Annotated in this window: 11 protein-coding genes; 4 read left to right on the forward strand and 7 right to left on the reverse strand. The window is 63.5% G+C overall.

What is annotated here, in order from left to right; translation table 11 throughout:
* Nucleotides 1–352: 352 nt before the first annotated feature.
* A complete protein-coding gene (locus C5E07_RS19650) occupies nt 353–706 on the reverse strand; it encodes a hypothetical protein (RefSeq protein WP_181062318.1) in 354 nt (117 codons plus the stop codon).
* A gap of 1,085 nt (nt 707–1,791) precedes the next feature.
* Here C5E07_RS19650 and C5E07_RS10450 point away from each other — a divergent pair.
* Both C5E07_RS10450 and C5E07_RS19990 read left to right on the forward strand, forming a co-directional pair.
* A complete protein-coding gene (locus tag C5E07_RS10450) occupies nt 1,792–3,489 on the forward strand; it encodes a ribonuclease J (protein ID WP_104299384.1) in 1,698 nt (565 codons plus the stop codon).
* A gap of 158 nt (nt 3,490–3,647) precedes the next feature.
* A complete protein-coding gene (locus tag C5E07_RS19990) occupies nt 3,648–4,331 on the forward strand; it encodes a HEAT repeat domain-containing protein (protein WP_104299385.1) in 684 nt (227 codons plus the stop codon).
* 50 nt (nt 4,332–4,381) lie between these two features.
* Here the strand turns inward: C5E07_RS19990 and C5E07_RS10460 are convergent, their stop codons facing one another.
* The 6 genes from C5E07_RS10460 to C5E07_RS10480 all read right to left on the reverse strand — a co-directional run bounded on the left by C5E07_RS10460 (nt 4,382) and on the right by C5E07_RS10480 (nt 9,602).
* On the reverse strand, nt 4,382–5,275 hold the full coding sequence (locus C5E07_RS10460; RefSeq protein ID WP_104299386.1) for an AraC family transcriptional regulator: 894 nt from the start codon (nt 5,273–5,275) through the stop codon (nt 4,382–4,384).
* A 233-nt stretch (nt 5,276–5,508) separates the two neighbouring features.
* Nucleotides 5,509–5,682 carry a hypothetical protein gene (locus tag C5E07_RS19495; RefSeq protein ID WP_181057924.1) on the reverse strand — a complete coding sequence of 58 codons (174 nt, stop codon included), beginning with the start codon at nt 5,680–5,682 and terminating at the stop codon, nt 5,509–5,511.
* A 107-nt stretch (nt 5,683–5,789) separates the two neighbouring features.
* Entirely contained in the window at nt 5,790–6,146 is a 357-nt protein-coding gene (locus C5E07_RS10465) for a hypothetical protein (RefSeq protein ID WP_146080570.1), read from the reverse strand.
* Between the two features lie 430 nt (nt 6,147–6,576).
* On the reverse strand, nt 6,577–7,287 hold the full coding sequence (locus C5E07_RS10470; protein ID WP_104299388.1) for a hypothetical protein: 711 nt from the start codon (nt 7,285–7,287) through the stop codon (nt 6,577–6,579).
* Between the two features lie 223 nt (nt 7,288–7,510).
* On the reverse strand, nt 7,511–8,491 hold the full coding sequence (locus C5E07_RS10475; RefSeq protein WP_104299389.1) for an AraC family transcriptional regulator: 981 nt from the start codon (nt 8,489–8,491) through the stop codon (nt 7,511–7,513).
* Nucleotides 8,492–8,924: 433 nt separating this feature from the next.
* A complete protein-coding gene (locus tag C5E07_RS10480) occupies nt 8,925–9,602 on the reverse strand; it encodes a hypothetical protein (protein WP_104299390.1) in 678 nt (225 codons plus the stop codon).
* An 811-nt stretch (nt 9,603–10,413) separates the two neighbouring features.
* On the opposite strand from C5E07_RS10480, the gene C5E07_RS10485 reads away from it, so the two are divergent.
* Both C5E07_RS10485 and C5E07_RS10490 read left to right on the forward strand, forming a co-directional pair.
* Nucleotides 10,414–11,031: a LuxR C-terminal-related transcriptional regulator gene (locus C5E07_RS10485; protein ID WP_104299391.1), complete on the forward strand. Its 618-nt coding sequence runs from the start codon at nt 10,414–10,416 to the stop codon at nt 11,029–11,031.
* A 1,826-nt stretch (nt 11,032–12,857) separates the two neighbouring features.
* Entirely contained in the window at nt 12,858–13,043 is a 186-nt protein-coding gene (locus C5E07_RS10490; RefSeq protein ID WP_104299392.1) for a hypothetical protein, read from the forward strand.
* Nucleotides 13,044–13,059: the final 16 nt, after the last annotated feature.

Consider the following 13,059-nt stretch of genomic DNA (forward strand, 5'->3'; position numbering starts at 1 on the left):
GCGGCTCCCGTCAGCAAAGTCCTGCGTTCGACTGGCGACATCGGTTTCATGTTCCTTTGATTCACGTTGCACTTCCCGGGGAAGTTACTGACAGCTCACAAACGTACTGACGGCGGTCGGCTCGGACTCAGGGTTGCGACTTTTTGGCCACAGCCTGCTTCGTTCACGTCGCGGTGGGGGTGTGCGAGGCAGGAGCACGAGACAAAGGCGAGCGAGCCTCGAGGAGCATCAGCAATGCTCCTCGAGGCTCGCTCGCCTTCGGATGTCGTGGTCAGACTGGTCTCAACACGAGGACAAGATCACACGATGCCCTCGAGCCGACGGCAACGGACTCCACGGCACTCCGCGGTGCTCAGGCATTCGGGTAGAAGACCCCCCACTTGTCCGAGAGCACTTCCTCGCTGGAGACGTTCACAGGGCTCGACGACCCATCTCGGCAGGTGAAGTAGCTCCCGCCCGCGCCGAAGACCTGACCGTAGTTTGCGCCGATCGCTGGGGGCGAATCCGTCCAGTTGGAGCCGTAATCCTCGCGCTTGGGCCGCGGCGAAGACGGGATCGCCCAGGTTTGGATGCCCGAGGTCGTAGCGCCGGGGGCCAGGGGCTTCTTGTATCGGTACTGCTTGACGTCGAATCGACTGAGGTATCCCCCCATCTCCGATGGGCCGTCACTGATCGTGGTGTCCATGTACTCCCAGTCGTCGCTCACGAAGGGGGAACTCTCGAATCCTGAGAAGGGCGTAGCATCCGCATTCCGAGTCCCCGGGTTTGAGGTAAGCCCCACGAAGACGACAAGTCCACCCGCTGGAACGGCATCGACGCCAGTATTCGAGAAGTTAACCGATGTATACACGGAGCCGTACGTCTGGGAATCGTTGGTCCGCGTGCCCCACGGTGCTCCTGAGAGCGTTTCCGTGAAGAATGGCACCTCGGGCTGCAGCTGCGCCCACGTCGCGGTGAGCGTTGCATCGATCGGATCGCAGGGTGAAGCCACCGCCTGTGGGGCAGTGACCGCGAAGGCCACGACTGGCGCCGCCCACGCCGCCCCCTGCACGACGTTTCGACGGCCGATGAGCCTGTCACCGGTTTTTTGAGACGAGTTCTGCATGTGTGTTCTTCCTAACCCCTCCAGCGAAATCTCTACCCCCGTGTCTCGGGAAACCCGCTGTCTTCTCGAGCGAACCTAACGGCGGTGCCAGCGATCGTGGCCAACTGAGATCCCGTATTCGACCTGCGTGACCGAAACGTGCGCAAATGGTCCGAAGACGCAAGAAGCGATCCGAGATTACCGAGTCGAGCAAGCACGAACTGGCGGCCTGAGGTTGGTGTTCGACGTCGATCCGCGCGACTGGAGATTCTCGGGGAAAGCGATGTGGCGAACTCTGACTCCACCTCTCCCCGCTGCCAGGCGCGCTCAGTCGCTTCACCTGTACTGCCGCCGCCAGACAGGCGCACGGCTTTCGGGGCGCAGGTCGCTGCGTCCAGGCGCAGCGCTCATGACCCGCGGACTCAGCAGGCGCGCCTAGGCTGTAGGGGCGAGCAACGGTTCAGCCGCCCAGCTGTGCCACGGCGATTCCCCGCGGTGAGCACGGAAATCGAACGGCGTTCAAGCCAGCCGCAGAGCTATCTTCGCCAGCAACGAAGCGGCCGGAGTGCCAATGTCCTCCTCCTGGTCGAACGTGCCTGGTGTTGGTCGTAGCTCGCGGCTCGCCGGCAACCGACTTCGCTCGACCCACACCTTGCGTGCGGCCCCACACCGGGTCACCGCCCGCCCAGACTCTGTAGAAAGTACCCATGAAGAACACTTCGAAGCACAACCTCGAACTCTCAGCGCCGAAGCGCCTCCCCGGTGATGCGATGCGTATCACTCCACTCGGAGGCCTCGGGGAGATCGGCCGGAACATGACGGTCTTCGAATACCGCGGCAAGCTCCTCATCATCGACTGCGGTGTGCTGTTCCCCGAGGAGAATCAGCCGGGCATCGACGTGATCCTCCCGGACTTCGCCGCGATCCGAGACCGCCTGAGCGATGTCGTGGCGATCGTGCTCACGCACGGCCACGAGGACCACATCGGCGGTGTCCCGTATCTGCTGAAGGAACGCGCGGATATCCCGATCGTGGGATCGCAGCTCACGTTGGCGCTCATCACCGCGAAGCTGGCCGAGCACGGCATCAAGCCCCCGACGTCCCAGGTCGAGGCCAACGACCGGGTCAAGATGGGGCCATTCGATCTGGAGTTCTTCGCCGTGAACCACTCCATTCCGGATGGTCTCGCCGTCGCGGTCCGCACGGAAGCGGGCCTCGTCCTCCACACTGGTGACTTCAAGATGGACCAGTTCCCGCTCGACAACCGACTCACTGACCTCGGTGGATTCGCCCGCCTCGCTGATGAGGGGGTCGACCTGTTCCTCGTCGACTCCACGAACGCTGACGTTCCGGGCTTCACGACGTCCGAGAGGGACCTCGCGCCCGCCATCGACGAGGTGTTCCGGAACGCACCGAAGCGCATCGTCGTCTCGAGTTTCGCGAGCCACATCCATCGCATTCAGCAGATTCTGGATGCCGCGGAACGGCACGGCCGCAAGGTCGCGTTCGTTGGGCGTTCCATGGTGCGCAACATGGAGATCGCGGGGCGTCTCGGGTACCTCAAGGTGCCGGCGGGCATCATCGTGGACCTCAAGCGCCTGGAGAAGCTGCCCGCCCAGCAAGCCGTCCTCGTGTGCACTGGTTCGCAGGGTGAGCCCATGGCGGCGCTCTCGCGCATGGCGCGCCGCGAGCACATCATCACGGTCGGTGAAGGCGACACGATCCTGCTCGCGAGCTCGCTGATCCCGGGCAACGAGAACGCCATCTACGGCGTCATCAACGCGCTCATCCGGTGGGGCGCGACGGTCGTGCACAAAGGCAATGCGAAGGTGCACGTCTCCGGACACGCCAGCGCCGGCGAGCTCGCCTACTGCTACAACATCCTCTCGCCAACCGCGGTCCTGCCCGTGCACGGCGAGTGGCGTCACCTCACGGCCAACGCTGAGATCGCCGTTCGGACCGGGATCCCGCGGGACCGCGTCCACATCATCGAGGATGGGGTTTCCGTCGATCTCCGACGCGGCGTGACGAGCGTCAGCGGCCGGATCCCGGCACCCCACATCTTCGTCGACGGCACCACTATGGGCGTCGCGACCGACGCCGCTCTCGATGATCGACGGGTACTCGCGGAAGAAGGCGCGCTCACGATTCTCGCGATCTACGACGAGCGCACGCAGGAACTCGTCGAAGAGCTCGAGTTCTTCGCCAAGGGCTTCGTGGAAGAGCCCGGCTGGCAGAGCAACGCCCGGAACACCATCTCCGCGGCGATCACGAAGGCCCGCTCCAACGGCGCTCGCTTGACCCCGGAAGGGCTCGAGAAGCTGATCACGCGGGCGGTCTCCCAGTGGCTCCTGCGCCGCCATCGCCGAGAGCCGATCGTCACGGCCATCGTCGTCGACGCCTGATCCGTTCCCTGGCGGCTGCACCCGACCGACCCCGAGAAGGGTCGAATCGAGCTTCCCCGCCCCCTGGCCGATGAGATGGGGGTTCCCCATCTCATCGGTCAGATTTCTAACCCCTGCTCGCGTGGGGCAATGGCTCTCTCGCCTCGTAGGGTCAGACCATGGCCGCACCGACATGGACCTCCCAGCTTCGCCCACTCGCGCGGGAAGACTGGCCTGCGTTCCTTGAGGAGAACTCGGGGCTTCCGGGGCCTCGGGCCAACCTCTCACTCGCCTCTGCGGTCGCCAGCACGGCTGACGCCCTCACCATCGAGCTCCTGTTGAGGGATAGGAGTGAATACACGGCGATGTGTGCGGCGGCCGCCCTCTCCTACGGCTCCAGCGAACCGGAATTCGAAGCTCGCGCCCGGACACTGGCGACGGACGAACGGTGGAGGGTGAGAGAAGGCGTGGCGATCGGACTCCAACTGCTTGGAGACGAGCATCCGGAAACCCTCGTGCGCATCGTGCAGGACTGGGCCGACGACCCCCACCCACTCAGGCAGCGAGCCGCCATCGCCGCTATCTGCGAGCCCCGCCTCCTCAAGAATCCGCAGGTCGCCGATGCGGCGCTCACGGCCTGCGAACACGGCACCGAGCAGTACGCGGCGTTGTCAGGGGCTCGGAGGAGGAACGCAGACGCGCGAACCTTGCGTCAGGCACTCGGATACTGCTGGAGCATCGCCGTCGCAGCGAGCCCCACCACGGGATTGACGGCGTTCCTCGCACTCGACCCCGCGGATCGAGATATCGCTTGGATCGTCAGTCAGAACCGCCGCAAGAAGCGCCTCTCCGCGCTCCTCTGACCGAGCAGTGGACCGGACCCGAACGGCGCGAACGGGGAGCAAGAGCACTGCTACCGGCCAGCAACGGCATTCTCGTGTGCGTACATCCGCCTCGCGTACTGGAGCATGCGCAGGCTTCTGAAGCCAGCCTGAAGTGCGATCGCCTTCAGATCCTGAGGGGTTGCTTGAGCAGTCATGAGGTCGCGAGCAAGGCTGAGGCGCCTTTCGCGGAGGGCCGTCGCCGGAGTCGTGTCGATGGTGCGAAAGACGCGGTGCAGGTGCGAAGTGGAGATTCCCACCCGGCTGGCGAGCTCGGCGACCGAGAAATCGGGTTCGCTCGCGTGGTCCAGAATGAGCTGCTGTGCACGCTGCAGGAGCGCCCCCGATGGGCCGGCAGCTTGCATCGTCGACCGAAGAGCGGCGACAACCAGCGTCTCGATCGCGTTTCGCCAGGCCAGGAAGGGAAGTGTGTCTTCCTCGAGCTGGCCATCGAAGGAAGCTGCAGCGGCGGCGAGAGCAACGCGTCGCAGGCTCGCGTCCGGGATACGCGGGCGGCTGTCGGAGATATCCGCCCCCAGAACAGCCTCGATCTTTGATCGCCGGATACCGAAGACGAACCTGCTCGATTCCTCCTCGGTGCGGATCCCGGCGGGAAGCGCCGTGTCGTGGACGAAGATCGGAGGTGTTCCAGTCTGCGGCGACTCTGCTGCTTCTTCTTCGATGACGCTGAGGGTTCCGCGCATCATGAAGCTCAGATAGACGCGATCAAGGCCGGTCTCGTGCGTCGGGCGGACCCGGACTTCCATGGGCGTGTGCCAGATCCGGGTGACGCTGATGCTGGGACTGGAGATGAGATCCGCGTAGAGCCGGAAGTCCTCGCCGAGTGCTATCGGCTGCACGCCATGAGCTTCCAGCCACTCGCCCGCATGATCGCCAGACAGAGCAATGTCGAGTTCCGCATTCATTCTGAGAAGCCTCCGTGCCCACGACGCCGTGAAGATCCCGCGCCGGTAGTCGGGACTTGCTGGGCCAAACCATATATTTCCGCGGCATGGAAACAGCTCGACGTCCGTACTCACCCCGAATGTGGCCGGTGTGTCATCGCGAAGAACGGCTGTGTCGTCACGGTCTCGGGCGAGCGCCGCCTCGCGTTTGTGGGTGCTTCCTGAGCACTCTTGTTTCGAGCTGCTGCTGGATGTCAGAAGAATGCAGCGATAGCAACGGCGATACCAATGCTCATGGTGATGCCTACTGCACCGAGAGCCAAGAGCTCACGCGGCATCACGCGGCGCTCGTACGACGCCCAGTAGTCCTCAGAAGCAGGAGGGGTCGGTGCCACCGCTGACGTGCGATCGATTGTCTCCGAAGTCATATAGCTAGTTTAGCTAGCTATATATATCCACCCAGCCCCTTGACAACCACGCGAAACCCAGTCTGCGGAGCCGCCGACGCGCGACGCGGTCTGCATCGCGTGGGTCGCTACGGCTTCGTTCGCATCCGCAGACTCCAGACGCCCATGGCCAGCAGGGCGCCGGTGAGCGGCACCAGGGGCAACCAAGAGCTCACCTGCCCGAGATTGAGGGCCATGTTCGTGAGGCCGAGGATCAACCCGAGCGTCCCAAAGCCGACGGCCACCCAAGCCACAGATCGGGGGTAAGGCCTGAAGAGCTTCGCGGATCGTTCCAGGAAAGCTGCGATCAGGAAACCGAGGCCTAGGATGCCGACGGCTACTGCTGAGACGAAGGAGAGCGGAGGTTCCGGGTCGATCGTGGCAGTGAGGGCGCTGCTGAGCAGCATCACCACTCCGAAGGTGGCGGCAACAGTTCTCTGCTTCAAGAAGGTCCAGTCGATAGGTGAGGTGCCCAGTGCATCGGTGTCGATCGACTCGTCCTGCCGAGTCCTTCCGACTTGTCCAACGGTTCTGCAGGTGCGTCATGCCTCTTGCTCCGACGCCTGCGCTTCGTCGACCTTCACCCATTGTGGTGCGTGACAGCCAGACCCGCTTCCAACGGCGACGTATCGCCGATGCGACATCGGATGTGATCCGGCCCCGCGCTGCAGTCGCCTCCACGCCACAATGGCCACGCACCTGCGACACGCGACAGCGTTGCGGTGACCTCTCGGGCGCTTTGGGGAGTAGGCCCGAGTTCGAGCAGCATCACGTTGGGGCGAGATGATGCTCGACGCTGGTTCGTTCCCGTCCGTTCGCGGGGACGAACCAGCCGCCCCGCGCACCTGCGCCGAACCGAACCCCGGCGTCTTCAGATCACGCGACGACGCTGGCGATCTCCGCATCCTCGAGGGCACCATCAACCGATGCAGGAGCCACCTCGGCCTGTGAGAGACGCGTCTGTCGCGTCCCGGAGTAGGGCGCCGTGGCGAGCACGTCACCGTTGCCGCCAACCTGGCGCCGGAAGGACTGCGCAGTGCCATCGATGGTGACGAACCGGTCGATGTAGGGACGGGCTCCACTCCAGGCCACGCTCCTGGTGGATCGGAAGGAGAAGTCGTTGGGGATGAGCGTCCGGCCGGGCGAGAGCGGGAGCTTCGCGGTGTAGTCGGAGCGGTAGCTGTTGTATCGGGCACCGTCGATGGCGATCGTCCCGACCTTCACGAGCGGCGACCAGGCCGAGGTTCCTTCCTCCGCGAACGACAGGTCGCCGGCGGCGCTTGGGAAGTGGAAGGCAAGGTGCATGTCCGTGACCTTCGTCGCCGCGGTGGTGTCGTTGATCCAGAGGCCGCGCTCCGGGTACCGACCGCGGGCGTCCAGCGTGACCCGCGCGGTCCCCCTGCTCGAGGTGGGGTAGCCGAACTGGATCCATCCGTTGATGCCCGGGACGGGAGCGAGCGTCGACGCTGCACGAGCTGGGGCGGCGACTGCGAGGGCGATGACGGGAACGCTCCACGCGGCGGCACTGAGGACGGTGCGGCGGCTGGTCGAAGCGGAAGACGTGGGCTCGGGGGTGCGGGATGACATGGGTGCTCCGGATTCAGGCTGCGGTGACGGCCACAGGGCGCTGCAGCAGGGTTCTGGAGTGGGTGCTCTACGACGTGGCAGAGACAGAATCCGCACTCACCCGCGCTGCGCAGGGTGGGGGTCTATGACCTGTTGAAGCTACAACCGCGTTGAATGCGTATGCATGCACTTCACATCGCAGGTCGCATGGCCGGTCGGCGACGCTGCACGGCGATCGACCGCGTCAGCTCGAACCAGGATGCACTTCGAGAGCTTCTTTCCCATCCTCGCGGTGCTGGCCGGTGCCGCTGATGAGCCGTCGCCCCTCTTCGTTGGCCTGCAGCGCTCTTCTCAGTGATCGGCTCGTTCCGAAGCCCACACCCGGTGCGACCATGCGCAGCATCGACTCGGTAATCGGGGAGCCCTGTCTGGTGAGCACATCGACAGCGAGCCCTGTCCGAACGTTTCGGAGATACACACCTGGGCTCATCTCAACGTTCTTGAAGGCCCGGTGCAGACTGGTGGACGAGACGTGCAGGTCCTCGCAGAGGGCGGCAACGCCGAAGGCAGGATCGTGCGCTCGGTCGTCGATGGCTCGCAAGGCGCGCTCGAGGATGCTCGTGGTGGGTTGATCGAGGGGGTTGCTGCGCTCATCGAGCGTGGAGTCGATGACAGCGGTGAGCATGTACTCGAGGCTGCGTCGCCAGGGTGCGAATGCGTTGCTTTCTGTCTCCTGGGGCGCTTTGAGCGTGGCGTTCACGGCAGAGACCAGGACGGACACGAGGCCAGAATCCGCCGTCAGCGTGGTGTCCATGAGCGCGTCGATGCCCCTGAGCCCCGGCAGACGCGCAGCATCCGTGGCCAGCGTGATCATCGAGGAGGGCGCGCTGGTCTCCAACGAGAGCATCTGCCTCCGCCGACTGAGCACGACTTGGCCGGGCGCGATCTCGAAGCGGCCCTTCTGCGTCGTCAGCACTCGCACTCCGCTTACCGGGACGATCACGGTCAATCGGTCATCGGGCACCGGGTCCGCGACCAGGTCGAGACGGACCGGTGTGTGCCAGATACGAGTGATCAGGAACCCGTGCACATGCGAGTAGTCGGCGTGCAGGCGCAGCGGCAGAGTTTGTGGGAAGGCGTCGCACTGCCCGCGAGCGAACCAGGCCAGAGCTGCATCGCCAGCCAGGCTGACACCTCGGGCGCCGCGCTGATCATAGGTATCCATGCCTCAGGTGCTCCCCTGCTCCCCGCGTGGGTTGACTGTCGTGCCGTGAAGCCCCGGCGCGGAGATGATCATGCTATGCCCGGACTCACGCGGTCGCCGTCCTCGGCAAGAGCTGGGCCACAACGGGCACCGAGTCGCTCGACTGATCCTGGGCTGGTCAAATCAGCCCGATGTGCGCCAGAACATTCCGTCCGGAGTGCGTTTCGACAGCCTGATGCCTACCGTCGTGGTGCCGGTCGAAAATGCGCAGCAACTCTCCCCCAGAACCCGGCGGAAACCAGTGCATATGTTTCATCAGGCAGGCCTCCGACCCACGCGTCCCCTCGCTCGAGACGGCACGCGGCAAGCCGGGCCGACCCGAGTTGGACTCGCCCGCGTCCGCCCGAGGGCGGCCTGCGTTCGTCAGTCGCGGCGTCGGAGACCGAAGACCTGGTCAGCAGCCGAGGCTGAGGAGATCCCAGTCGAGTGTCGCGGAGTTGTCCGTGGTGATGAGACCCCCAGAACCAGGGTTGGCGGTGAGTACGTTCCGGACAGACGCTCCTGGAAGCGTGACGCCGGCGCTGATCAGGTAGCCGATACCGGCAGATCCACCTGCACCCAGATTCGTGACGGTGATGGTGCGGCTCCGGGTCATCGTGAAGTCCACTCGGGTTCCGCCGAGACCGTTCGGCCCTCGACTGGTCTCCTGGTAGGTGGAGCTCGCCAAGCTTCCGCTGAAAGCGGTCGCGGTTGCATTGCTGCTGAGAGAACTCACGATTCCGGCGACGAAGTACAGGCCGAGGTTTGTCGTCCCGATCGCTTGCGCTGCAGTGCGCTGGACACCCTCGCCGGCCGAAAAGACGAAGTTGTAAGAACCGGAGTAGACAATTGACTGCGTGAACGTCAGGGTTGCGGGCGGCAGTGTATTGGTGGTCTCCGTAATGCGGAATCCAGGAAGCAGATCGAGGCCGACAACTCCAATGAGGCACCCTTGACCGACCGCCACATTCCAGCGCTCAGACGCGGCCGCCAATGGTGCGGCCACGGCAGTCGCGATGATTGGTGCCGACCACGCCACTCCTTGAATCACCTTTCGCCTGGATGGTGATGTTGGAACCTGATTCTCAGACATGGGCTTCCTTCGCTAAGTGAACCTTCTCACCTGAAGAAAAGCACCTGAGCCTACGTCAGATCGCGCATTACCCCACTCTTACTAGTAGACCTAGGGTAATGGTCAATCAAGCCAGCCTCGATAAGCGCGAAACGAAGCGATGTGAGGTTGCTTGTTGGGGTGCCAGTGAGCTTCCCTCGTATGTTCGTCAAGTGATTCCGCACGGTTTGCACACTGAGACCCAGCGTGAGCGCAGTAGACGCGGTGGTTGCGCCCGGGGTGAAGAGTGTGTCGACGACGCGCTGCTCAGCGACGGTGAGTGCAAGGCTCCGCGCCCGGACTGAACCGCCCCACGTGGAGCCAATCGACTCCGGACTCGGGCTGGGATTCGCCAACGTGGATCTGACTGCATCAAGGAACTCACTTACTCCCCCGTTGGTGTCATAGATGGCGGCGGCACCTGCGAGAGCCGCGGCATCTGCGGCACTTGAAGTGCTGTTTTTCGTAGAGAGAAGAACCCTGGTCCCGCGGGACGAGAGTTCACGGATGAATCGAGGGAGAGAATTCTGGGTCGTGAAACTCGAACTCACAACTGCAAAGTGGACAGGAGGCCCTTCAAGGGCAACAGCTGGCATGGTTGCGACCAGTGGATCACGCAAGAAAGGCATGCGCCGTGTCAGCACATGCCCCAGGGACTCGCCTTCGAGTCGCTGGTCAGTGCAGACAAGCCAGCGCGGGGTGACCTCGACTTTTGCTCGACCCTCTCGCAGCATCTTCGCAAACCCCCGGGTATCTCAATGGACAAATGAACCGATGCTGAAGTGTATTGCGAATGACCCTGATTGAGGTCATTGATGAGAGTTTTTTTATTTGGGATGCGTTGCGCCACTCGCCTGAGGCATCCGACAGCAGCTGGGAGGTGGGTGGCCGAACAAAGACATGGGTGAATTTCTCGGCGGCTCGCGCCGAGGTCGCGGATCTGGTCGTGCTCTCCGCCGAGTTAGTCGATCACGTTCCTGCCGTTCTGAAAGTTCGAGCGATTACCCGCCTGGGAACTCGAGTAGGAGTGTTGGTGAACTCCGAAGACACCACTGTCGAGTCGCGGTTGCGTCTCGAGGGCGCGTCCTTCGTGGCTCGCCGAACGACCACGACTTGGGAGCAATTCCTGGGGACGCTCCGGGCCGCACTTGCAAGCCCGCCGAGTTCATCCAACGACTTCCCTCGCCCAGGGCTCACAGATCGCGAGCTGCAGATCGCCGCGCTCTTCGCAAGCCGGGCAGCACCAACAACACAACAGATCTCTGAGCTCCTCGCCTTGGGGACGGGCACCGTTCGAACCCATCTCAAGCGAGCACGCCACCGCCTCGGTGCCGACGGGCTCGTGGTTTCCAGCAGAGAGGAGCTGCGCTCTGGACTCCTCGCCGCGGGCTACCTGGTGGAAGAGGTCTGATCTGGGGGCATCCGGAACCGCTCCAGGACCTCGCGCCCGGTGTTCACACGCAGCGCGGACGAAGACGTGACCCCCGGGCGGTACGGTCCAGGGTCACGTTTCCAGGGGCTCGTCACCTCAAACGGCATCCAAGTGAAGAACGATCGGTTCCGCACCAACACACCAATCTCCACCGCTTCCCCGCCCAGCCTGCCTCGGTGAGGTTGAAGATGAAGTCGCCAACCGGATTCAGAACGTCATCGTCGCCGATAGTCGTTCGCCACTCGAGGCGATCACTGACGTGAGGGTTCGCGGAGAGCTTGGTGTCATGCCCAGTATTACGGCCGCCGGCGGGTGTGAGCACGGTCCACTAGCAGGGGTAGAAAGTGACCTCTACGAAGCCCATGTTTCCGGTTCCTGTCGACGGCGCACTCCGGGTGTCACTCACTATTGTGAGGTTGGTGAAGGAGCCATTTCTGTAGCTACTGCCACCTCCACCAGCAGAGGCAATTCCATACGGACCATTGTAAGGAGCTGGGGGTTGGTTCCACGTCGCCGCAGCTGAACCGCCGCCACCGCCACCGCGGTAACCACCGCCACCACCGCCAGCACTGCCCCCGTTCGATGCGCTGTCCGTAGCACCATTGCCACCGTTGCTGCCGCTTCCTGAAAATCCGGACACAGATGAGGACACGCTGAAGTTTGGCCCACTGACCCAGTTCGGACCTCCAGCACCACCCGGTGCCGTTGCGCTGCCCCCACCTCCTCCACCAGTCATCAGGACTACCTGATTCGAGGTAGGGGGAGTGCTCGTCGAGGGCCGTTGACCCATCCACCCCAGCGCTCCGGTACTTCCGGAAAGTCCTGTAGCTGTGATCCCGGCATGAGAAGAGCCGCCATTTGATGTTGCCGATGATCCGCCGGACGTGGCGGTGAAGTTCTGGAAGAGAGTGCCGGAATACAGACCGGCTTGTGGAGTGCCGTTCGAAGGTCCTCGGTTGTAGAAGGCTCCTCCCCCACCACCCGCGACGACGATCGGCCCTCCGCCGAGGAGGAGCGCGCTTGCTCCACCTCCGCCGGACCCCCTGAGCCCTTCGGACCCAGTCCCTCCGTCGCCACCGTTTCCGTACGCAGATTTGCCTCCGCGTCCGGATGAGCCAGTCGCACCTCCCGCTCCAGCAATGAGGCTGACGGATTGGCCGGGAGCCACCTGAATGTCGCCTTCGACGCGCGCGCCCCGCCCCAAAGGACCACCGCCTTGCCCGCCCACGACGACGAAGTGCATCCGTCTGGCCCCAGTTGGAACAGAAGCTGGGACGGCGGCCAGAGCCGAGTTCAGATTAGCTACCGTCGCAGTCGCACTGACTGACCGAATCGGGACGGCACAACGTGGTGAAGCCGCATAGGCCGGCGCTGCGGCTGTCATGGCAACGATAGGCACTGACCATGCTGCCCCGTGCACAAGAGTTCGCCGCGGTACCGATCTGTCGTTGTCGTTCATTGAGTAGTCCCCTTATTCGTGATGCTCACCTGTTCAGACATCAACAGTCATAGCGACCCGTTGCCTCGATGTCACACTGCTGTCGTTAAAAGGAAACTTTTCATCGTTTAGTTGCTCTAACGCCGACTTTCGGCATGCTCGTCAGTACCGGCGAGGAGGGGGCACGTCGACGAGCCAGTTGGCGAGAAGCGTCGGGCCGAGCCTTGCGAGATCGGATGGAGTGGGATGCCCCTTCGCGAGATCCACGACCGCAGGGTGATCGAGATATGGCACGGCCGAAACACCCCCGAGCGTTGACCCAGCTTGGTCAGTCGAAGCCGGGAAACCGCTACTGCTCCGCACGTTCATGGATCTCGACAGTGGGCTCGTAGAGTTCTACATCGAGTTCGAATGGATTTCCGGCAACGACATGGGGACACTGACGATCAACAACGCAGGTCAGAATTTTACCGTCGCGGGCACGGGAAACGGACGCAGCGACGGCCCGATCACCTACGGCCCTGGGGACGGGAACGCGTGGCTGAAAGCATGAACTCAGTCGGATCAAA

Source organism: Pseudoclavibacter sp. RFBJ3, assembly GCF_002931375.1.
Classification (GTDB): domain Bacteria; phylum Actinomycetota; class Actinomycetes; order Actinomycetales; family Microbacteriaceae; genus Pseudoclavibacter.